The sequence below is a fragment of the Rosettibacter sp. KY25 genome (assembly GCF_057554405.1).
The window spans coordinates 95,409-116,753 of the sequence record NZ_BAAJAO010000007.1; the positions used below are offsets into that span (position 1 = coordinate 95,409).

21 protein-coding genes and 1 pseudogene are annotated in these 21,345 nt (G+C 30.5%); 9 read left to right on the forward strand and 13 right to left on the reverse strand.

Going from position 1 to position 21,345, the window contains the following annotated elements:
* Positions 1 to 9 precede the first annotated feature (9 nt).
* From menE to AC27L2_RS06185, 7 genes are read right to left on the reverse strand one after another with little or no spacing between them, the layout of a single operon-like run.
* Positions 10 to 1,467, reverse strand: a complete 1,458-nt coding sequence (gene menE, locus AC27L2_RS06155) for an o-succinylbenzoate--CoA ligase (protein WP_487210833.1) — start codon at positions 1,465 to 1,467, stop codon at positions 10 to 12.
* Positions 1,464 to 2,525 (reverse strand): o-succinylbenzoate synthase, encoded by a 1,062-nt coding sequence (menC, locus tag AC27L2_RS06160; RefSeq protein WP_487210834.1) that lies wholly within the window; start codon positions 2,523 to 2,525, stop codon positions 1,464 to 1,466. Before menC ends, menE begins: the two co-directional genes overlap by 4 nt.
* Positions 2,522 to 3,421: a 1,4-dihydroxy-2-naphthoate polyprenyltransferase gene (locus AC27L2_RS06165; RefSeq protein ID WP_487210835.1), complete on the reverse strand. Its 900-nt coding sequence runs from the start codon at positions 3,419 to 3,421 to the stop codon at positions 2,522 to 2,524. The genes menC and AC27L2_RS06165 overlap by 4 nt, the downstream gene beginning before the upstream one ends.
* Positions 3,422 to 3,426: 5 nt before the next feature.
* On the reverse strand, positions 3,427 to 4,260 hold the full coding sequence (gene menB, locus AC27L2_RS06170; RefSeq protein ID WP_487210836.1) for a 1,4-dihydroxy-2-naphthoyl-CoA synthase: 834 nt from the start codon (positions 4,258 to 4,260) through the stop codon (positions 3,427 to 3,429).
* A complete protein-coding gene (menH, locus tag AC27L2_RS06175; protein WP_487210837.1) occupies positions 4,250 to 5,089 on the reverse strand; it encodes a 2-succinyl-6-hydroxy-2,4-cyclohexadiene-1-carboxylate synthase in 840 nt (279 codons plus the stop codon). The genes menB and menH overlap by 11 nt, the downstream gene beginning before the upstream one ends.
* Positions 5,064 to 6,848 (reverse strand): 2-succinyl-5-enolpyruvyl-6-hydroxy-3-cyclohexene-1-carboxylic-acid synthase, encoded by a 1,785-nt coding sequence (gene menD, locus AC27L2_RS06180; protein WP_487210838.1) that lies wholly within the window; start codon positions 6,846 to 6,848, stop codon positions 5,064 to 5,066. Before menD ends, menH begins: the two co-directional genes overlap by 26 nt.
* The gene (locus tag AC27L2_RS06185; RefSeq protein ID WP_488657389.1) at positions 6,845 to 8,194 is read right to left on the reverse strand and encodes an isochorismate synthase; all 1,350 of its coding nucleotides are present in this window, start codon (positions 8,192 to 8,194) and stop codon (positions 6,845 to 6,847) included. Before AC27L2_RS06185 ends, menD begins: the two co-directional genes overlap by 4 nt.
* A 193-nt stretch (positions 8,195 to 8,387) precedes the next feature.
* On the opposite strand from AC27L2_RS06185, the gene AC27L2_RS06190 reads away from it, so the two are divergent.
* A complete protein-coding gene (locus AC27L2_RS06190; RefSeq protein ID WP_487210840.1) occupies positions 8,388 to 8,819 on the forward strand; it encodes a MarR family winged helix-turn-helix transcriptional regulator in 432 nt (143 codons plus the stop codon).
* Here AC27L2_RS06190 and prmA read toward each other — a convergent pair.
* The 4 genes from prmA to purM form a co-directional block, all read right to left on the reverse strand.
* Positions 8,808 to 9,659 carry a 50S ribosomal protein L11 methyltransferase gene (prmA, locus tag AC27L2_RS06195; RefSeq protein ID WP_487210841.1) on the reverse strand — a complete coding sequence of 284 codons (852 nt, stop codon included), beginning with the start codon at positions 9,657 to 9,659 and terminating at the stop codon, positions 8,808 to 8,810. The two genes, AC27L2_RS06190 and prmA, sit on opposite strands and share 12 nt — an antisense overlap.
* A 9-nt stretch (positions 9,660 to 9,668) precedes the next feature.
* Entirely contained in the window at positions 9,669 to 11,090 is a 1,422-nt protein-coding gene (gene dacB, locus AC27L2_RS06200; protein WP_487210842.1) for a D-alanyl-D-alanine carboxypeptidase/D-alanyl-D-alanine endopeptidase, read from the reverse strand.
* Positions 11,091 to 12,452 carry a TatD family hydrolase gene (locus AC27L2_RS06205; RefSeq protein ID WP_487210843.1) on the reverse strand — a complete coding sequence of 454 codons (1,362 nt, stop codon included), beginning with the start codon at positions 12,450 to 12,452 and terminating at the stop codon, positions 11,091 to 11,093. It abuts the gene before it with no gap.
* Positions 12,453 to 12,544: 92 nt separating this feature from the next.
* Positions 12,545 to 13,534, reverse strand: a complete 990-nt coding sequence (gene purM / locus AC27L2_RS06210; protein ID WP_487210877.1) for a phosphoribosylformylglycinamidine cyclo-ligase — start codon at positions 13,532 to 13,534, stop codon at positions 12,545 to 12,547.
* 273 nt (positions 13,535 to 13,807) lie between these two features.
* Between purM and hrcA the strand changes: the two genes are divergently transcribed.
* The 8 genes from hrcA (at position 13,808) to coaD (ending at position 19,770) form a co-directional block, all read left to right on the forward strand.
* Positions 13,808 to 14,854 (forward strand): heat-inducible transcriptional repressor HrcA, encoded by a 1,047-nt coding sequence (hrcA, locus tag AC27L2_RS06215; protein WP_487210844.1) that lies wholly within the window; start codon positions 13,808 to 13,810, stop codon positions 14,852 to 14,854.
* A 22-nt stretch (positions 14,855 to 14,876) separates the two neighbouring features.
* Complete coding sequence (gene grpE, locus AC27L2_RS06220; RefSeq protein ID WP_487210845.1) at positions 14,877 to 15,530, forward strand: nucleotide exchange factor GrpE; 654 nt, start codon at positions 14,877 to 14,879, stop codon at positions 15,528 to 15,530.
* Positions 15,531 to 15,541: 11 nt separating this feature from the next.
* Positions 15,542 to 16,660, forward strand: coding sequence for a molecular chaperone DnaJ (gene dnaJ / locus AC27L2_RS06225; protein WP_487210846.1), 1,119 nt, complete (start codon positions 15,542 to 15,544; stop codon positions 16,658 to 16,660).
* A 346-nt stretch (positions 16,661 to 17,006) separates the two neighbouring features.
* A complete protein-coding gene (locus AC27L2_RS06230; RefSeq protein WP_487210878.1) occupies positions 17,007 to 17,195 on the forward strand; it encodes a ComEA family DNA-binding protein in 189 nt (62 codons plus the stop codon).
* 19 nt (positions 17,196 to 17,214) lie between these two features.
* Positions 17,215 to 17,772 (forward strand): hypothetical protein, encoded by a 558-nt coding sequence (locus AC27L2_RS06235; protein WP_487210847.1) that lies wholly within the window; start codon positions 17,215 to 17,217, stop codon positions 17,770 to 17,772.
* 16 nt (positions 17,773 to 17,788) lie between these two features.
* Positions 17,789 to 18,712: a type IV pilus biogenesis protein PilM gene (locus AC27L2_RS06240; RefSeq protein ID WP_487210848.1), complete on the forward strand. Its 924-nt coding sequence runs from the start codon at positions 17,789 to 17,791 to the stop codon at positions 18,710 to 18,712.
* Positions 18,709 to 19,263 (forward strand): 16S rRNA (guanine(966)-N(2))-methyltransferase RsmD, encoded by a 555-nt coding sequence (gene rsmD, locus AC27L2_RS06245; protein ID WP_487210849.1) that lies wholly within the window; start codon positions 18,709 to 18,711, stop codon positions 19,261 to 19,263. Before AC27L2_RS06240 ends, rsmD begins: the two co-directional genes overlap by 4 nt.
* A 27-nt stretch (positions 19,264 to 19,290) precedes the next feature.
* Entirely contained in the window at positions 19,291 to 19,770 is a 480-nt protein-coding gene (gene coaD, locus AC27L2_RS06250; protein ID WP_487210850.1) for a pantetheine-phosphate adenylyltransferase, read from the forward strand.
* Here the strand turns inward: coaD and AC27L2_RS06255 are convergent.
* Complete coding sequence (locus AC27L2_RS06255; RefSeq protein WP_487210851.1) at positions 19,767 to 20,702, reverse strand: DNA-methyltransferase; 936 nt, start codon at positions 20,700 to 20,702, stop codon at positions 19,767 to 19,769. The two genes, coaD and AC27L2_RS06255, sit on opposite strands and share 4 nt — an antisense overlap.
* A pseudogene (locus AC27L2_RS06260) lies at positions 20,695 to 21,341 on the reverse strand (ThaI family type II restriction endonuclease). The gene AC27L2_RS06255 and the pseudogene AC27L2_RS06260 overlap by 8 nt, the downstream one beginning before the upstream one ends.
* Between the last annotated feature and the right edge of the window lie 4 nt (positions 21,342 to 21,345).

Here is a 21,345-nt window from a genome sequence, read left to right on the forward strand (position 1 = left end):
TTAAAACAATTACTTGTTTACTAATCTCATCAGTTTTTCTTTATCAATCTTTCCTAATTCAGTTCTTGGAATTTCATTCACAAAATAGAATTGCTTGGGGATTTTATAGGAGGCGATGTGGCTGCTTAATTTTATTCTAATTTCTTGCAGATTAATTTCTTTTTTCAAAACTACAACTGCCGAAATTGACTGCCCCCATTGTTTATCTTTTTCAGGAAAGACATAAATATCTTCAACTTCTTCAAGCTGTTTTAATGCATTTTCTACTTCCCTTATACTTACATTTTCGCCTCCAGTGATAATGATATCTTCTCTACGAGATTCAACATATAAAAAACCATCATTATCAATCCAGCCGTAATCGCCTGTTAAAAAATATTCATCAATATATTTTCTTTGATTTTCTGAATTGAGATATTCTTTGAATAGTGTTTTACTTTTTATTGCAATCTCTCCTTTTTCGAATGCATTTAAAAATTCACCTTTACTTCCAACAATTTTGACATCTACATTTTTGAGAGGCTTTCCTGCAGAATCTGGTTTTAATAAATAATTTTTGTTATCTAATGCTGTAATCATTGAACATGTTTCAGTTGAGCCGTAAACTTTAATAATATTCCATCCTTCTTTGATTGCATTATCGCACAATGAAATATCAAGCGGTCCGCCGCCAAGAAAAACATATTTTATTTTTTTCTTTGGTTTGAATTTTTCTTCTGTCAATCTGTAAAGAGTTGTAGAGACAAATGAAATGTGTGTTGGTTCAAACTTATTAATTGCTGTTTTAATGTCATCATATTTCAGTGAATCAGAAATTGCTATTTTACTTCCTGAAATCAATGAGCGGGAAAATATCATAAAGCCGCCAATATGATAAAAAGGAAGTGATGCAAGCCAGATATCATCTTGAGTTAATTCTATAAATTCATTCAGTGCAGATGTGCTTTCATAAATGCTTTCAAAAGTATGAACTGCTGCTTTCGATTTTCCAGTGCTGCCCGATGTAAACATTATGATTGCATCGCGGGAAATATCAAAATTTTCAATGAAATAATTTTTGTAATCCTTGCTTGATTGACTCAATTTTGATAACGGAAAAATCTTAAATGAAATTTCTTTTTTGAAATCATAAAGTTTATCATCTATAATAAGAACGGAAATACCTGTGTTTTCTATCTGCTGCATTAATTCATTTTCTGTTAATCTTGTATTTAATGGAACAGCAGCCGCACCACAAAACCAGATTGCATTAATCAAATACAAATATTCTTTTGAATGATTTAAAAGAATTCCAATTCTATCGCCTCTCTTAACTCCATAATCACATAATTGACAGAAGAATTGAAATGATTTTTCAAAATATTGCTTATAACTAATTTTTTCTGATGAAGTTATTATTGCCAAAGACTCGGGAAATGATTTGCTCTGTTCAACAAGCCAGTGTTCTTTATTTGAAATTGTAATCATAACTTTAAATCATATTTGGGAGGAAAATTTTCTAATTCGAAATTTATTTTGCCATTGTTTACATCATAATAATCATAACAAATGTCTCGTTCAAAAAAATCTGATGTATCCAGTCCGTGTGCAAATGAATGTGAAGAGCATGATGCTATAAAAACCAATGCACTTTTTCCAACAGCACTTTCAAAAGATGATGAGATAATTACATACTTATTCTTTGCTTCAGCATAATTTATTAATTCTACTGAATCAAACAGACTGCCGTATATCATTGGTTTAACCACAACAAAATCAATTTGACTACTTTCAATAATTTTTTTTGCATCGTCAAAATTTTTTAGTGATTCATCAAGTGCGATTTTTAATTTAGGTTTTTCTGCTAATTCTAAATTACACATTAAGCCAGAGCATGGTTCTTCAATAAATTCTATTTCGAATTTTTCTAACTCTTTAAGATAATTTCTAGCTCTTTCATAATCCCATTTTCCGTTAACATCAAGTCGCTTTTTAATTTTATTTCCAAACATATTTTGAATCTTTTCTAACAATGCCAAATCATCTTCAAAATTTTCTCTTCCAATCTTTATCTTAAAAGTTCTATAACCTTGAAAATATTTTTTTTGAATCTCATTCATTATCAACTCTGGCTCTGAAATATCCAGCACCGCATTAACGCTGATTTCATTTTTTAAATTTTTATTCAATAGAAAATTATTTTGTTGAGATTTTCTGAGAAATAAAAAATTCAGAAGTATTTGTTCAAAAGCAAATCTCAATGAATTTAAGCTTGATAAGTTTTTTATTTGCTTCCTCGCATCATTAAGATTATTACTTAAAGCAACTTCATTCTGTGAAATTAATTTTAATTCTTCTTCTAATTCATTTAGAGATTCTTTGCTGAAATTTGGTAGAGGCGATGCCTCACCGTAAGTAACATTGTTTTGTTCATCTACTGCTTTTATGATAAATCCTTCTCGTTTAGAAAATGAGTCAAATGAATTTCTAAATACTTTTTTTAGCGGAAGTGAAAAGAAAGAATATTTAATTTCTTTTAATATCATAAAAGAATACCAGCTGCAAAGAGTAATCCATAAATTGCAGAAAGCTTTGCAGTAAGTTCGAGAGTTTTATTTAATTCTCTTCCTTTAAGTGTGTAAATCATTTTTATCAATTTAATTGCAATTGGCAAAGAAAGAATTGGCAGGAAAACAAAGAAACTTTTTTTGAATGTAAAATAAACAACAAATAAAATTAAATATGATACTATCATAAAGAATACATATTGAAGTCGTGAAAATTTTTCTCCAAACACTACAGCAAGAGTATTTTTACCGCTGAGTTTATCTTCGTCTCTGTCGCGGTAATTATTTACAACAAGAATGTTGGTAATTAAAGCACCAACTGGAACAGAAGCCCAAAAAATCATTGGTGTAATTTCTTTTGCCTGAACATAGTAAGTTCCAATTGTTCCAGCGAAACCAAAAAACAGAAATACTGCAATATCTCCAAGTGCATGATATGCAAGCGGAAATGGACCTGCTGTATATGCTACTGCAGTAATAATTGAAAGAACTCCAATTAGAAAAATTACCCATCCACCGATATAAACAAGATAAAGACCAAGCAAAAAGCTCAAGCTGAATACTACTATAATTCCAATTTTCATTTCATTAACAGAAATTAATCCAGATGCAACTGCTCTTTGAGGTCCTGTTCTTTCTCTTTTATCAGTTCCATGAAGGTAATCAAAAAGGTCGTTAACAAAATTAGCTCCTATTTGAAACAATAGTGAACAAAGCAAAGCTGTTAACGAAGCAATGAAATTAAATTTGTTATAATGAATTGCAATAGAAGAACCAACTACAACAGGCACAACAGCTGCAGGTAATGTTTTGGGTCGTGCAGCTAAAATCCAGCTATTAATTTTTTTCGTAAATGTAATTGAAACTGAATTCATAAAATTTATGGCACTCTTGGAAATTTTGAAAAGTCCGGTTTTCTTTTTTCGAGATATGCATTCTTTCCTTCTTGAGCTTCTTCTGTCATATAATAAAGCAAAGTAGCATTTCCAGCAAGTTCTTGAATTCCAGCCTGTCCATCAAGTTCTGCATTAAAAGCTGATTTTAAAAGTCGAATTGCAAGCGGGCTTTTTTCAAGAATTTCTTTTGCCCATTTGATTCCTTCTTCTTCAAGTTGTTCTAAGGGAACAACTTTATTGACAAGTCCCATTTCAAGTGCTTCCTGTGCATTATATTGACGACATAAGTACCAGATTTCACGAGCTTTTTTCTGTCCAACTATTCTTGCAAGATAACTTGCACCAAAACCGCCGTCAAAACTTCCTACTTTCGGTCCTGTTTGCCCAAAGATTGCGTTATCTGCAGCAATTGTTAAATCACAAACTACATGCAATACATGACCGCCGCCAATTGCATATCCGGCAACAAGAGCAATCACTGGTTTTGGTATACTTCTTATTTGCTTTTGAACATCAAGAATATTTAATCTTGGAACACCATCTTTTCCTACATAACCTTTATCGCCGCGAATTGATTGGTCGCCACCAGAACAAAATGCATATTTTCCATCTTTTGATGGTCCTTTTCCTGTTAATAAAATTACTCCAATGTTCGTATCTTCTCGTGCATCGTTAAATGCATCGTATAATTCAGAAACTGTTTCTGGACGAAATGCATTTCTTTTTTCCGGTCGATTTATTGTTATCTTGGCTATTCCATCCATCTTCTCATAAATTATGTCCTGATAATCTTTTGCTTTTATCCAGTTATAACTCATAATGATTCCCTTTCAAATTATTTAAGAAGTTCAAAACAAATTTAACAAAAACATCGGGCTTTTCTAAGTGAACATTATGCCCACAATTTTCTGCTATTTGATGTTCTGCCATTGGAAATTTTGTTTTCATTTTTTTTGCAATTAATGTATATTTTTCGTCAAGACTGCCAGTAATCAAAAGCACAGGAAATTTCAGCAGGTTCAATTTATCCCAGTAATTTGGCATTAAACCTGTGCTGAAACCAAGCAAGGAATTAGATAATCCTATAACACTGTTTTGAAATTTTTTGTTCTTTATTGAATCATAATTTGAAATTTTCTTTTGAGATTCGAATAGAGGAAGATTCATCCAGTAATCAACAAAGTTTTTTATTCCTTCATTTCGAATTTTTTCTGCCAGAATAAAATCAGAAATTACTCTTTCCTTCTTTTCTGCGAAATCTTCTATTCCAGCTGTAGTGCTTTCAAATATTGCAGCAATTATTTTTTCGGGATAATGCAAAGAATATGATAGTGCAGCTCTTCCTCCCATTGAATAACCACAAATTATAAGTTTATCAATTTTCAGATTATCAAAAATGCTGTTGAGCTGATTAATAATTGCAGTGCAGGTATAATAACACGAATCATCAGGAGATTCAGTTAATCCGTGTCCAATTAAATCTATTGCGATGGGGAAATACTTATCTGGAAGTTTATTAAACATAAAAAACCAATCTTCGGCACAACCTGTAAAGCCATGTAAAAATACAATTGGGATTTTCTCTTCACATTTTTTGCTTTCATCAATAAGAATGTTAAATTCAATTTGATTTACTTTTATCTTCATCTAATTGGATATTAATTGCTGTAGTTATTTCTTTCCAGATTTTTTCACGAATTAATTTCGATTTCTTTGAATCAGTTTTTATTTCAAGAACTGCGAGTTTTTTACTATTGAACGACAACAATAGTTTCTTTTTTAAGTCGGCAATATTTTCTATTAAGAAATATTTTCCATTGTATGCTTCTACAAATTTTGAAAAATCAATATTCAGCGGTGTAACAAAATTTTGGATATAAGTTTTTCCAAATCTTGAAATTGGGAGCGACTCAAAAATGCCGCCGCCGTTATTGTTAATTAAAATTACTGTCAATGGAATTTTGAATTTAACTGCATTATGAAGACCATTCATATCATGATAGAAAGCTAAATCACCTGTTATTAAAATTGTCGGCTCCTTTGATATTGCTGCTATTCCAAGAGCTGTTGAATTTATTCCATCAATTCCGCTTGCACCGCGATTGCAAAAAATATTTATATGCTTTTGATTTGAAGAAACAAAAAAATCTGCATCACGAATTGGAAGACTATTTGAAATCATCACATTGCATTTTGAAGGAAGAGCTTCAAAAACTTCATAAAGAATTTTTCCTTCAAAATTAATTTCTTCTTCCTCGAGCATCTTTCGCTTAATTTCTTCTGCAATTTGATTTAATCGAATTATATTTTCAAACCATTCTTTGTTTCTCTCTAATTGTGAAGTATTAATCTTATCTAAAACAAGTTCACAAAATTCTGTTGGATTAATTTTCAAAACTGTTTTTGCAGTTAAAGATGGGTCATTCCTATCACCAAATTCATTAATCAAAATTTTTTCTGCTTTAGAATTTTTGTAATAATTCAAAATAACATTTGAAGTAGGTGAACCTCCAAATTGCAGAATGATTTCGGGGTCATACCTTTGCAAAAAATATTCTGACCTTACAAGTGATGTAAAATTTTCAACAATATTTTTCTTTGAATGTTTTCCCTGTCTTATACCAGAAGAAATATCGGCAAAAACTGGATATCTTAATTTTTCAGATAAAGTCATACACAACTTTGCAAATTTTTCGTCATAGCTGTTATATCCAACAATAATTAATCCTTTTTTATGATTAATTATTTTTTTAATTGTATCAACAATTAAATTCTTTTTTCTTTTTATTCTTAAATCCACAGGACTTATAGAATTATAAATTTTATCAAGAAATTTTATATCTACCTTTTCTGTGTAAGTATCTGGTTCAAATGGTTTTTCAAAAGGGAAATTTAGATGAACAGGACCAGGATTTTCTATCAATGCAGTTTTTAATGCTTCATCTGTTTTTTTAATCAAGCTTTTTAATTTTTCGTAATTTATTTCTGGCAAGCCTGCATCTGCAAAATATCTTATGTGATTTGCAAATATGTTCTCTTGATTTATAGTTTGATTTGCTCCTGTATTTCTGAGATATGGCGGTCTATCTGCAGTACAAATAATTAAAGGAACTCTTTGATAATATGCTTCAATTATTGCAGGATAAAGTTCTGCTACTGCGGTTCCGGAGGTTGTTAATACTGCAACAGGAGTTTTAGATTTTTTAGCCAGACCAAGTGCATAAAAAGCAGAGGAACGCTCGTCAACAATTTGATATACTTTTATGTTCTCATTCTGATTAAATGCTAATGTTAATGGTGTGCTTCTTGAACCTGGGGAAATACAAACATATCTTACTCCATAATCTACAAGTCTGTTGACAAATAAATCACACCATATTGTATTTCTGTTAATTGATATTTTCATTTTTTAATCTCTCTAAAAAGTGAAAGCATTGGTTTTAATTTAAGCTCTGTTTCTTCGAATTCACTTTTTATTTCAGAACCTTCTACTATGCCGCAGCCTGCAAATGCATATAAAAAAGAATTTTTGTAAAGAGCAGATCTAATTCCAATAGCAAACTCACCATTTCCTTCCAGATTAAACCAGCCAAGAATACCTGCATATAAACCTCTATCGAAATTTTCCAATTTTTCTATTTGTTTCAAAGCTTTTTCTTTTGGCAAACCACAAATTGCTGGTGTTGGGTAAATACTTTTTATAAGTGAAATAATAGAAGCATCTTTTCGAACTTTTGCATTAATTTGAGTCCAGAGATGCTGAATATTTTTTAACTTTTTGATTTTTGTCTTACTATAATTTACACTTTCAGATAATGCTGATAAATTTTCAACAATAAATTTAAGAACGGCATCATGCTCGTGAATATTTTTACTATCGCTTAATAATTTATTTTCGAGAATATAATCTTCTACTTCATTGATTCCTCTTTTAATTGAACCAGCAAGTGCATCTGTTTCAAATTTATTTTGTGAAATTCTTCCAAGCAATTCAGGTGTTGCACCAAAAAAAACAGAAGTATTGTTTCTCCAGGCAAATACATAGCATTCAGGAAAATCAGTTTTAAGTTTTTTGATAATTTCAATTAAGTTAATCTCTTCATTGATGCTAACTTTTTTGATTCTTGCAAGAACAACTTTTTCTAAGTCGCCTGATTTTATATCATTTAATGCCGTTGATACCATAATATTCCAGTCATCAATATCTGTATTATCAATTTTATCATTTTCTTTATTATCAAATTTTGCAGAGCAATTCAAAATATTTTTTAATTTCTCTTCAAGAACTTTTTCTGTTTGTTCATTCAAAAAATCATTCACAAAATTGAAAGCAAAGTAATATTTGTTTTTGTATTTAATAAAAGATATTTCTGGAACAAACCAAATTTCGGATGGATAATCGCTCCAGAGATTTGTTTTTTCTTGAACGGGAAATTTTATTCCGCCGACAAACAAAGGATAAAAACTAAAATCAGATTCCTCAAGGTTATGAATATGTTTTAGCTGATTAATTTTTTTATATGAATTTTCATTAATTGAAAAAATATTTCCAAAGGAAAAGAATGAATAATCTCTTTCAGGAAAATCCCAAAGAAAAAATTGTTTTTGATTTAAGAGGGAATTGAAATATTCTTCATAAATTATTTCATCGATTTCTTGTATGTAGGTATACAATAAATTGGGATTCTTGTGTTTAATATTTTTTTGTAATTTAAGTATGTATGTTGAGAAATTTTTATTATTTACTATCAAGATTAATTCATTATTATATTTATTTGAATAAATTGCAGGTGCAAAATAATAAAAAGCATTGAAACAGCTTTTGAAAATGAATTTAATTTTATATGTTTAGAATCCGAAGCGCAATTTAATAGTTCTTTGATTATAAAGATTTAATTAAGAGGGCTGGGGAAACGAAAATAAGTTATTAACAAGGAAGGAGAAAATGAAAATGCAAACAGAAAAAGGGGAAGCCGCACTCCAACTTATGGAGAAAGTTACAAAAGCAGGTGACAAATTCAGAAGGCTGCAAGCCAAATACATGTTCGAACAAAAACTTACAGCTCCTCAATTTGGAGTTTTGGAAATACTCTATAGAAATGGTCCTATGCCGCTTAAGAGAATTAGTGAGGAAATGCTTGTTACAGGTGCAAATATTACATGCGTTGTTGATAATCTCGAAAAAGAAGGACTTGTTAAAAGAGTTCATTCAAAGGAAGACAGAAGAGTAATTCTTGGCGAATTAACTCCAGCAGGAAAAGAAAAGCTTGACAGGATTATGCCGCAATACATAGAAAAAGTTGCTGCCGTTACTTCATCTTTAACAGAAAGTGAACAGAAACAACTAATTGAATTGCTTGAAAAATTAGCTTTCTAAACGGAATGAGAGAGAAATCCATTCATCCATTTGCATTTTTTCAAGCAGCTTAAATCCAAGTGAATTATATTTTTTAGCAATTTCTTCTTCGTCAGAAATTAAGAGACCGGAAAGAATCAAAATTCCGGTCTTTTTTATTTTACTTTTTATCTCATCTGCTATTTCAATCAGAACATTTTTGTTAATGTTTGCAGTTATAATATCAAAATCTTTTTCTGAAATTTGATGTATCTCTGCAAGTCGTATTTCAACTTTATTTTCAACATTATTCATTTTAACATTTTCATTGCCATTTAAGTAACACCATTCATCATTATCAATTCCAAGTGCTTTTTCCGCACCAAGAAATACAGAAGTAATTGCAAGGATTCCAGTTCCAGTTCCTATATCTAAAACTATATTTCCCTGCTTAACATACTTTTCTAAAAATCTCAAAACCATTTTTGTAGTTTGATGTTCTCCTGTTCCAAAGGACATTTTAGGGTCTATCGTTATAACTAATTGTCCAGCTTTCTGATGATATTCTTTGAATGAAGGTTTAATAACAATTTTATCTGTAACTTCAATTACTTTTACATTTTTTTCATACTCTTCATTCCAGTTTCTGTCTTCAAGTTCTTCTTCAATCAAATTATAAGATTCTATGAAATTATTTTTTTCTGCTTCATCAAGAATTCTTTTTATATCATCTGCCGAAATATTTTTTGATTCATCTGCAAAAACTATAAGTTCATTTTCTGTTTCATTAATTCCATCTAAATTTAACTGCCATAACAATCCGCTTATAATCTCATTATTTTGAGGAATTGTTCTTATAATAAATTGCTTAAACTTCTTCATTTAGTTCACCTAATTGTTATAAATAATTTCACAAATTTTGTCTTGAAAATCTCTTGCTTTATTTGGTGCAGTTACAAAATTCTGCATCAAAATAGAAAATGCAATCAAATGATTTTTATGATTAAACATGTAACCTGCAAGATTACTTATTCCGCTTAATGTCCCTGTTTTTGCTCTTACTTTTCTGTAAACAACAGAATTATGCATTCTGTTTTTTAGTGTTCCATCATAACCTGAAATTGGAAATGTGTTGTAAAGTTTTACAAACAAATTTTCTTTTTCATAATAAAAATATTTTAGTATGGAAGTTATAAGTTCGGCGGAAACAAGATTGTAAAAAGAGAGTCCTGAGCCATCAACAATTTTGAATTTTTGAGAATTAAAACCTGACAAAGTAATTAAACTATCTATTAAAAGAATTCCATTTTTTGTTGTAGCAGGTTTGCCAAAATATTTATGTGCAAGTGCGCGTAAAATTAATTCTGCCCCTAAATTATAACTTGTTTTGTTTGTATAAATCAATACAGTATCGATATCTCTTTCAAATGAAAAAATTTCTTTTGCATCATCGGGAGTAATTTTAAACTCTACGTTACCGCTGAAACTAATTCCATTTTCATTGAGCTTTTCAGCAAACAGTTTCAAAAAAAATTTTGAAGGATTTGCAACGCTGAAACTTAATGTATCTTGTTTCGAATTATTTGAGAAATTTCCAGTTACTATAATTTTTTCATTATCATTCAATCTGCTTCGTGTTATAATAAAATCAGAAGTATCAAAACTTGTAGTTGATGAAGTATTAACTACTTCGAAATAATTTGTTTTTGGAATAATTTCTATTTGAACTGGTTCTCCGACATTCAAAGGTTTATAAACAACTTTGAAAGAATTTCTGTTAATCGAAAGCGGTGTTATGTATGCAGCAAATGGATAAGGGTCATCATCCCACATCCAGCCTTCGCCCCAGAACAAAGAATCAGTCATTGAAATATCACCATAAAGATTTCCTGAAATTTTTTTAATGCCAAATTTTTTGATTTCCTTCGTTAAAGAATCTAAATCATTTAATGAAAACAGCGGGTCGCAGCCTCCAAGAACAAATAAATTTCCTTTACAAACAGAATCTTCAATTTCACCATCATAATAAATTTTTGTTTTAAATTTGTAATCATCTAAAAATAAAAGTGCAGTTCCTGTTGTTAATATTTTTTGAAGTGATGCAGGCCGTAAAAGAAGCTTTTCATTTTTTGAATAAAGCTTTTTGTTTTCTGTTAAATCATAAATATCAACTGCTGCAATTGTTGAAGTAAAAAATTCATCAGCAAACAAACTGTCAAGTGATTTTGAAAGATTAACTGATTGTGCAAAAAGGAAGTTTTGTTCAGCTGATGTGAATACAAGCAAATATAGAAGTAAAAATTTTTTGTTCATTTATGAAAAGTATTCTCTTTCTCTAAACTCAACACCAAGTTCTTCTGTAACAAATTTTTTTGCAGCTAATGAATCAACTTCGCTTAGCCCGACTATTGTCATGATAACGCGAGAATATTTTTTTGCTTTTTTAGCAAAGTCAACCATCTCGGCATGCATTGATGGGTCAACTCGCATCAATTTTCCGTACTGAATCGGGTCAACAGAATTTAAGCTTATTGATACAACATCAATTAAGCCTTCAAGTTCTGGTGTAATATCCCTTTTGTTAATGTAATTTCCATGGCCATCAGTATTTAATCTTGTTACTCCGCCATTATCTTTAACATACTTTGCAATTTTTTTAACAACATCCCATCTGATTGTAGGTTCTCCATAACCACAAAAAACTATTTCTTTGTATTTCTTCGGGTCGCCAATCTCTTTTATATAAGCTTCTGCATCCGGTTCTTCTGATTTCTTCATTTTTAAGTTGTAGCCATTTATAACTGCATCCCCTTTTCTATCGCAAAAGACACAATCAGCATTACATCTGTTAGTAACATTTATGTAAAGAGAATTTCCAATTTTATATGTTATGCTCAATTTTGGTTTTTTCCCAATCCCAAATAATTTATAAACATTGTAGGATGTTGTTCTTGCAACATCTTCAACTGTAAGATTTTGAATTTCTGCGATTTTTTCTGCTATCAAACGAATATAAGCAGGTTCATTTCTCATTCCTCTGTGTGGAACTGGAGTCATAAATGGTGAATCGGTCTCAAGAAGCATATTCTCAATGGAAATACTGGAAACTACTTTTCTTAAATTTTCTGCTTTGTTAAATGTAATATTTCCTGTAAAGGAAATGAAATTATGCATTTCAATTAATTCTTTAGCATTAGATATTGAACCTGCGAAACAATGATATTGAGCTCTTAATCCAGAATCTTTATACTTGCGGGCAATTTGCATTATGTCATCATTAGCTTCTCTGTTATGAATTATAACAGGCAATTTCAATTTTAATGCAAGTTGAATCTGGTCTTCAAATGCTTTTATTTGAATATCACGCGGAGAAAAATCATAATAATAATCTAATCCAATTTCTCCAATTGCAACTACCTTTTTATTCTTTGCAAGTTCCTCAAGTTTATTAACAATACTATCATTCCATTCTTTGCTATCGTGCGGATGTACACCTACAGCTGCATAAACGTTATCATATTTTTCTGAAAGTTCAATTGCCTGTTGAGATGAGACTAAATCTGTTGCAGGAACTATTATTGAGTTAACTTCAGATTCTTTTGCTCTTTGAATTATCTGCTCAACTTCACCATTGAAATTAGGATAAAACAGATGAGCATGTGTATCTATAAACATATATTTTTTTACTTGTTAGTTTTTGAGTAAATGCTGCTTAATTATTTATTAATAAAACAATTTAATAGAAATTTTCATTCAACTTCGAAAAATTAATATACTTCACCGATTACAATTCCTGTTTCATTCAAATTTTTGCTGAGCTTTAAAACTTTATCTACATCATTTTTATTTACAATTGCCACCAATCCAATTCCAAGATTAAAAACTTCTCTCATTTCATTATCATCAATTTCTCCAGTTTTTTGAATCAATTGAAATATTGCAGGGATTTCCCATGAATGCCAATCAATTTTCATTTTTAAATTTTCTGGGATAACTCTTTTTGTGTTGCCGATAATTCCACCGCCTGTGATATGCGAGAATGCTTTTATTGAAATATTTTCTTTCAATAAATTAATTAGAGAAAGATAAGATTTATGAATTCTTAATAGTTCTTCTCCGAGTGTTCGATTTAATTCATCTACAAAATCGCTCAGCTTGAATTTGCTTAGTAAAACTTTTCTTGCAAGAGAATAACCATTTGTATGCAATCCATTTGAAGGAAATCCAATTAATACATCTCCTTTTTCTACATTTTTGCCGTCAATTATTTTATCTTGCTCTACAATACCCACGATTGTGCCAGCAACATCGTATTCATCTTCTGCATAAATGCCCGGCATTTCTGCTGTTTCGCCTCCAATCAATGCAACATTATTTTCTTTGCAGGCAATAGAAAATCCTTTAATAATTTGTTCGGCTTTTTCAGGTATTAATTTCCCAAAAGCAATATAATCCATGAAATACTGTGGTTCTGCTCCACAAACTGAAATATCATTGACACAGTGGTTTACTAAATCCTGTCCAATTGTGTCGTGTTTATTCAACATCATAGCAATTTTAATTTTTGTTCCAACACCATCAACACTTGAAACAAGAACAGGATTCTTCCATTTTCTCAAATCAATCTTATAAAATGCTCCAAAGTGTCCAATGCCGTGCAAAACATTTTGATTAAATGTAGATTTAGCGAGCAACTTTATTCTATCGACAGTATCTTCACCAGCTTGAATATTTACACCTGCATCTTTGTAATTTATTCCCACAGAATCCTCTAAATTTTTACAGCAAATATAAGAAAATATTAATGCTGAATTATAAATTAACTTCGGTAATTAAATTATTACAAAATTTAAATTCAGCATTTTACCAGATTAAGATTTTTGATGATATGTGAAAATCCATTGTCTTTAATTTGAAACTTTAAGTCAATTCATGTTGTCTTATGCGACGCTTTTGAGAGTAAATCATCTAATCTGAAAAATTCTCAAAATTTTGATATTTTTGAAGCCACGATTAGGATGGATAAGTGTATGCAGGATTATCAATTAAAAGACAGGGAAAAGGCAATACTTAGATTTGTAATTCATCAATTTATTTTAACAGCAAGTCCCGTAGGCTCGAGAAATATTTCAAAGAAATATAACATTGGTCTATCCCCTGCTTCAATTAGAAATATTATGGCAGATTTAGAAGAACTGGGGTATTTAGACCATCCTCATACTTCTGCAGGAAGAGTTCCTACGGACAAAGGTTATCGTGTTTATGTGGATTCATTAATGGATCCACCAACACTTGATTCACAAGCAAAACATATTATCGATGTTAATTTAAGTCAGGCGCCAAGCGAAACTGATGAACTGCTTAAGATAACAACAAACATTTTGAGCGATTTAACAAATCAGCTCGCAATGGTAACTTATCCAAAATTCGAGCAGGCAGTACTTGAAAAAATTCAGATTGTTCAGCTATCTTCTACAAGAATTCTTGTTGTTGTAACTGTAAAATCAGGTTTGATAAGAACTATTACACTTGAAATTGATGCAGAAGTAAAAGAAGATCAGCTTGCTGTTGTTCAACATCTTTTGAATGAAAAATTAGCCGGATTAAAATTTTTTGAAATTAGAAATACAATCAGCGAAAGAATTAAAGATTTTGATAAAGAATCATACAAACCTATAATCAGAGTTTTTCTTGATTCTGTTGACAGAATTTTTACAGATAGTCCAAGTGATAAAGTTGTTGTAGCAGGTGCAAAAAATATTCTTAAACAACCAGAGTTTGCAGATCACGAACAATTTCAAAGCATTATTGAACTAATTGAAAATAAAGATATCATCATTCATATACTTGACAAAAAACATCCATCAAAAAACAATGATGTACTTGTAACAATTGGAGAAGAAAACAAAGACGAAAAGTTTTCTGAATACAGCATGATTACAAAAGAGTATAAGATTGGAGATTTGCAGGGAACAGTTGGAATTATGGGACCAAAGAGAATGGATTATTCAAAAATTATTGCTGCTGTTGTTTATGTTGCTCAACAGCTTTCCGAAGAATTAACTAAACAAAGATAATATGAGGAAAAAGAAAAAGATTATGGAAGATAATAAAATTCAAGAACAGAATAATCAGGCAGAATTACCAAACGAACAGAAAGAAAGTCAACAAAACGGAACTGAAACTCAGGATACTCTTAAACAAGAAGAGGAATCTGCTGTTCAATTTGATTTGCTTGAAAAACAAATAAAAGAATTAGAAGAAAAAATTTCTGAACTCGAAAAAAATAACAGTGAATTAAAAGATGCATTTTTAAGAAAGGCAGCAGAATTTGAAAACTATAAAAGAAGAACTGAAAACGACCAGCTTAATATAATTAAATATGCTGCCGAACCTTTTATAAAAAGTATTCTTACTGTCTACGACGACCTCGAAAGGTCTTTAACTCATGTTAATGGTGACAATAATTTTGAATCGCTGAAAAAAGGTCTTGAACTAATTTATGATAAGTTTACAAAAATTCTTAATTCACATGGAATTAAGAAAATTGATGCAGTAGGTCAACCTTTTGATGTAGAACTTCATGAAGCTTTGATGCAAAGACCAGCTGAAGGCATTCCGCCTCATACAGTTCTTGAAGTTTTAGAACATGGTTATATTTATAAAGACAAAGTTATTCGTCATGCAAAAGTAATTGTAAGTTCAGAAACAACATCTGAAGATAATCAACCAGATTCTCAAAACAATAATTAAGGATAGAAATTATGGCTAAGAGAGATTATTACGAAGTTTTAGGTGTAAGCAGAGACGCAACAGAAGAAGAAATAAGAAAAGCATACAGAAGACTTGCGATGCAATATCATCCAGATAGAAATCCCGGAAATAAAGAAGCAGAAGAAAAATTTAAAGAAGCTGCTGAAGCCTACGAAGTTCTAAGCAATGCAGAAAAACGAGCTAAATATGATAAATATGGACACAGTGGTTTACGTGGCGGAGAAGATTTCCATGGCTTTGAAAATGTTAATGATATATTCAGTCACTTCTCTGATATTTTTGGCAGTGCTTTTGGTGGCTCTTCAATTTTTGATGATTTCTTTGGAACTTCTACTTCACAAAGAACACAAAGGAAAACAACAGGAACTCCTGGTTCCGATCTTAAAATAACTCTTAAACTTACACTCGAAGAAATTGCAACTGGAACAACAAAGAAAGTTAAAATCAAGAAATACATAAAATGTGAGACATGCGGAGGAACTGGAGCTAAAGCTTCTTCGGGTTATAAAACTTGTACAATGTGCAATGGAACAGGTGAAATTAGACAAGTATCAAGGTCAATCTTTGGCCAGTTTGTAAATATTACAACATGCAAAAATTGTGGCGGAACTGGAAAAGTAATTTCAGAACCTTGTCCAACATGTTCTGGTGATGGAAGAGTTTATGGAGAAGAAACTATCAAAATTAATGTGCCTGCAGGTGTTCATGATGGCAGTTATATGACTTTGAGAGGTGAAGGAAATGCAGGCAAAAATGGAGGTCCTGCTGGAGATATTATCGTTGTTTTCCAGGAACTTCCACATCAATATTTTACAAGAGATGGTGATAATGTAATTTATGAATTATTCATAAGTTTTCCAGAAGCTGTATTAGGCACCGAAGTTGAAGTTCCAACTTTAACTGGAAAAGCAAAATTAAAAATAGAACCTGGCACTCAACCTGGTAAATATCTCAAGATGCGTGAAAAAGGAATTCAACATCTTAACAGTCATGGTGCAGGTGACCAGCTTGTAAAAATTAATATTCATGTTCCTAAAAATATAACTGCAAAAGAAAGAGAATTGCTCAAAGAACTTCAGAAAATGCCAAACATAAAAGTGGGTGATTAATTTTATTCCAATCTTTGAACAGGCGAGGTAAACAATCGACCTTTTCAAAAAAATATCAAGAAAATTTGGCTTTACTGAAACTGAATCAAAAGTAATTTTATTTCTTTTAATTGCACTTTTTATTGGAGCTGCAATAAATTTTTTTAAAAACAATCGTAATAATAATTTTCTTGAATATAATTACTCAAAGGATGACAGCCTTTTTTACAGCTATCAGCTTCCTCAAAACGATTCTGCAGAAAAATATGTAAATCTGGGAGTTGATTATCAACGGGAACTTTTAGATTTTAGCAAAGAAAATTTAACAAAAAATATAAATAAAGAAATAAAAGACAGTTCTAAGTTAATAAACATAAATTCGGCAAGTTTAACTGAGTTAATTAGTTTGCCGGGAATTGGTGAAAAAACAGCTGCTGAAATTATAAATTACAGAAAAAATAACGGAGCTTTCAATAACATAAATGATTTGCTGAAAATTAAAGGTATCGGCAAATCAAAATTAGATAAAATAAAAAGCAGAATCACAATTAAGTAAATCTTTTGGAGGAAAAATAATGAACCCAAAGTCAGAACCATGGTATATTCATGCTGTCTTATATGTAATAATTGCTGTTTTGGTGTATGTATTAATTAGAGTTGCATACATAGATCCAAATGAAATTCTCGAAAAAGAAAAATATTACAAACAGGAATCAAGACTCAGAATGTCTAATCTTCGCGCAGCAGAAAAGTTATGGGAAGCTAAATATGGAAAATTCACAGATAATCTAAACGACTTGATTAACTTTCTTAAAACCGACCCAAGTGTTAAAAAAGCTATGGAAGGCATTGATACTGTTACAGGCAAATCAACAAATCCATTTGTTAAATTATCGGATGGAAATTTAGTCTGGGATTCTATTACTCACTCGCCAAAATCAGGAAAGCCATATATTGTTATGGTAGATACATCTATTTCTGCAGATACAATTATCGACAGACGCGGAAGAATAATTAAGATTGACACAATTAAAACAATTGGACAAAGATACTTTATTCAGTGCCCCGATGGCTATGGAACAATCGGCGACCTCAGAAGCGATGCTTTAAAGAATACTGCATCATGGGAATAAAATTATTTGAGTCAATGTGTTTGAAAATCATATTGGCATAAATTTAACAGAAACTAAATTTCAATTTGTAGAGGTAAGCTATAAACAAAATTCATTTTATCTTGAAAATGTTGACCAAGTAATCTTCAAAGAAAATTTAAGCCCTTCTCTTATGAAGGGCTTTAATTCATTTATAGAATCAAAATTCATTTCTAATCTTCAAGAATCTTTCAATAAAATCATTTCAAAAAAAAATCCTGTTTCAAAATATGTTTCTTTTTCTCTTCCAGATGAATTCTTTTTTATTTTCGAAATACCATTTGACCCAATTCTTACAAAAAAAGATTTAATTGAGCACTTCAAGTGGGAATTGTCAGTTCTACATCCATACTTAGATATCAACGATTACTTAATTCAACACATTGAAGTAAACAAAACTACTGTTCGAAAGGAAGAATGTGCTGTTGTTTTTTCATTGAATAAAAACATTGTAAATGCTATTAATAAATTTTGTAAATCAAATAATCTTGAACTTAAATACATTGATAATGCACATCTATCATCTACAGCTTTTTTACATTTATTAGAAAATACAGTTAAAGAAAACATTACATTCAGTTTTTATATCGACCAGAATTATTCTTCGTTTGCAGCAATTGAAAATAAATTTCCTTTTTATTTCAAAGTGATAGATACATTAAAAATTCTGGAAGGCATTGATGAAATACTAATACAACTTTCGAAATATGGAATTAATTCTGCAAATCAAATTACAATTTGCGGGCAAAGCATTACTGATGAAGTGATATTGAAATTAGAAGAGAAGTTCAATCAAAAATTAAAAAAGATTAATCCATTTGAAAGATTCAAAATTGATGACACATTAAAGAAAAATCCTTTTTATTCATCACAGTTTAATTCATTCACAGCTGCAACAGGAATGGCATTAAGAGTTATATGAGAATAATTGCAGGAACATTCAAAGGACGAACAATTAAATTCCCGAATTCAAAACTTGTTCGGCCAACAACAGATAAAGTAAAAGAGTCTTTATTCAACTATTTAAGCAATCAAATAGATTTTGAAGGCATCAAAGTATGTGATATTTACGCTGGTTCTGGTTCACTCGGATTAGAAGCATTAAGCAGAGGTGCTGAAGAAGTTCATTTTGTTGAAAAAGATTTTTATGTTGTAAAAGTCTTAAAAGAAAATATTTCTTCTCTTAATTCAGAAAGTAAATGTAAAATATTCAAAACAGAAGCATTAAGATTTTCTAAAATGAAAAATCATGAAAGATATGATTTAATTTTAGCTGACCCACCATTTTTTAAAGATGATATTCATTCAGTTGTTCGTAATTTACTTGAAAGAAATTTTTTAAGTGAAGATGGAATTTTATTGGTTGAAAGGTCAATCCAGACCAGAGAAAAAGATGTTGAAAATTTTCAGTGTGAACATTTCAAAAAAATTGGAGATAGTTTAATTTATCTTTTCAGAAATAAATCTGAATAAAATTTATCAACACATAGAGAGATTATTATGGCAAAAGTAATTTATCCAGGAACATTTGACCCTGTAACCAATGGTCACATAGATATAGTTCAAAGAGCAAGTGAACTCTTTGACGAAGTTGTTGTAACAGTTGCACGCAATCCTATGAAAACGGCTTTGTTCACTGTTGAAGAAAGATTAGAAATGTTGAAAGAAAGCTTGAAAGATTTTAAAAATGTTATTGTAGATTCTTTTGATGGACTAGTTGTCGAGCATGCAAAGCAGGTTGGTGCAATTGGAATTATAAGAGGATTAAGAGCTGTGAGCGATTTTGAATATGAATTTCAAATGGCATTAATGAACAGAAAATTAGCTGGAGAGATTACTACAATTTTATTAATGCCTCATGATAAATATACATACTTAAATTCAACGATTGTAAGAAATCTTGCTCAGTTTCATGGTAATGTATCGGAATTTGTTCCTCCAATTGTTGAAAAAAAATTAAGAGAGAAATTTGGATATTAAAATAGTTTGACACTGTTTGAGGGTAAATCAAACAATTCAGGAACATCAAAGTTGAGTAAAAATTCCTTAATTCTTTTTTCTGATAATTTTACATAATCTTTATTAATTTCATAGCCCACATAATGCCTGCGTGATTTTAAGGCTGCAATAGCTGTTTGTCCGCTTCCCATGAATGGGTCTAAAATTACTTCTCCCTTGAAAGTATAAAGTTGAATAAGTCGATAAGGCAACTCTACAGGAAAAGGTGCAGGATGACCAATTTTTGTAGCAGGTTCAGCTGAAAAAGTCCATACACTTTTAGTAAATTTTAAAAATTCCTCTTTTGAAATCGTACTTTCTCTTCCAAAATTTTCCCTTGCAAAACTGCCTTTTGAAAAAATCAAAATATATTCATGAATATCCCTGAGTGTAGGATTTTTTGCAGATAGCCAGCTCCCCCATGCCGTAGATGGACTGCCACTTGATGCTTTATTCCAGATAACTTCACCTCTCATTAAAAAGCCCAAATTTAACATATCTTCAATTACAAATACATGAAGAGGGATGTATGGTTTTCGTCCTAAATTAGCAATATTGATACATACGCGCCCCCCAGGAACAAGCACTCTTTTAACTTCCTTCCAAACTTTTTTAAGAAATTCCCGATATTCATCTAATGTAAGATTTTCATCATATTCTTTGCCGACATTATATGGAGGTGAAGTGACAACTAAATGAATACTATTATCCGGCAGTTCACTCATACATTCGCTTGACTTACAAAATATCTTATCTAAATTTTCATTGAGTATTGGTGATTCTACATACTCCACTATTTCCTCTTTAGGAAGTCCTTCATAAAGTTTACTCGAATAAAACATAGTTGAGTCATGATTTACTCTCCCCGGGGAACCAAACTTACTTGTCTTAGTACCATTTTTTCTTTTATTCATTATCTTCAACTTCCTCCTTCCATAATTCAAGCCATCTATGATAAGCATTAAATTTTATTTCTTGTTTATTCCATTGTATTGGAATTACTAAAGTTTTACTGTGATTAATCAACTTATCTATTGCTTCTGAAGAAAATTCAATTCCTCTCGGGTTAGTTCCTACTTTAGGTATTTTAATATAGTTCTTCCTGCCAATATTTTCAAAGACTTCTATTTGAGTTTCTAATGGAATAAAATAAAACCCTCCTTTATTATTCCAATTAATTTGAATAAGTATAATACTACATGTAGGATAATAACTATTAAAAAAATCTAACACTTTTTTTCTATCCACAGTCCATATTAGTTTTATCCCCGTTAACTTTTTGCCCGTAACAGTTTTTATTGAAATTGGTTCATTAAATAATTTTACATCAACTTCAGACTCAGTGATAGGGAGTTCTGTATTTACATTTTTTTCTCCGAACTTATAAATTAAAGCGAGATAATTATTCTTTCTCTCAAAGAACCAACTTCCATACCCACTTTTCCAGCTCTTGAGCTCTCTAATTCTGCTAATTGAAACATATAAGGTAATTTATTCTTTATTTTTTCAACAAGATGTTTATCATGAAATATTTCAACGATTCTACTATTCATCAGA

Excerpts from the sequence above, each read along its gene's own strand:
- AC27L2_RS06235 (WP_487210847.1), top strand. The coding sequence starts at position 17,215 with ATGAACCCAAAGTCAGAACCATGGTATATTCATGCTGTCTTATATGTA.
- hrcA (WP_487210844.1), top strand. The coding sequence starts at position 13,808 with ATGCAGGATTATCAATTAAAAGACAGGGAAAAGGCAATACTTAGATTT.
- prmA (WP_487210841.1), bottom strand. The coding sequence starts at position 9,659 with ATGAAGAAGTTTAAGCAATTTATTATAAGAACAATTCCTCAAAATAAT.
- menC (WP_487210834.1), bottom strand. The coding sequence starts at position 2,525 with ATGATATTAAAAGAAATTAAATATTCTTTCTTTTCACTTCCGCTAAAA.
- menD (WP_487210838.1), bottom strand. The coding sequence starts at position 6,848 with ATGAAAATATCAATTAACAGAAATACAATATGGTGTGATTTATTTGTC.
- rsmD (WP_487210849.1), top strand. The coding sequence starts at position 18,709 with ATGAGAATAATTGCAGGAACATTCAAAGGACGAACAATTAAATTCCCG.
- coaD (WP_487210850.1), top strand. The coding sequence starts at position 19,291 with ATGGCAAAAGTAATTTATCCAGGAACATTTGACCCTGTAACCAATGGT.
- dacB (WP_487210842.1), bottom strand. The coding sequence starts at position 11,090 with ATGAACAAAAAATTTTTACTTCTATATTTGCTTGTATTCACATCAGCT.
- grpE (WP_487210845.1), top strand. The coding sequence starts at position 14,877 with ATGGAAGATAATAAAATTCAAGAACAGAATAATCAGGCAGAATTACCA.
- menE (WP_487210833.1), bottom strand. The coding sequence starts at position 1,467 with ATGATTACAATTTCAAATAAAGAACACTGGCTTGTTGAACAGAGCAAA.
- AC27L2_RS06255 (WP_487210851.1), bottom strand. The coding sequence starts at position 20,702 with ATGAATAAAAGAAAAAATGGTACTAAGACAAGTAAGTTTGGTTCCCCG.
- AC27L2_RS06165 (WP_487210835.1), bottom strand. The coding sequence starts at position 3,421 with ATGAATTCAGTTTCAATTACATTTACGAAAAAAATTAATAGCTGGATT.
- dnaJ (WP_487210846.1), top strand. The coding sequence starts at position 15,542 with ATGGCTAAGAGAGATTATTACGAAGTTTTAGGTGTAAGCAGAGACGCA.
- menB (WP_487210836.1), bottom strand. The coding sequence starts at position 4,260 with ATGAGTTATAACTGGATAAAAGCAAAAGATTATCAGGACATAATTTAT.
- AC27L2_RS06205 (WP_487210843.1), bottom strand. The coding sequence starts at position 12,452 with ATGTTTATAGATACACATGCTCATCTGTTTTATCCTAATTTCAATGGT.
- AC27L2_RS06190 (WP_487210840.1), top strand. The coding sequence starts at position 8,388 with ATGAAAATGCAAACAGAAAAAGGGGAAGCCGCACTCCAACTTATGGAG.
- menH (WP_487210837.1), bottom strand. The coding sequence starts at position 5,089 with ATGAAGATAAAAGTAAATCAAATTGAATTTAACATTCTTATTGATGAA.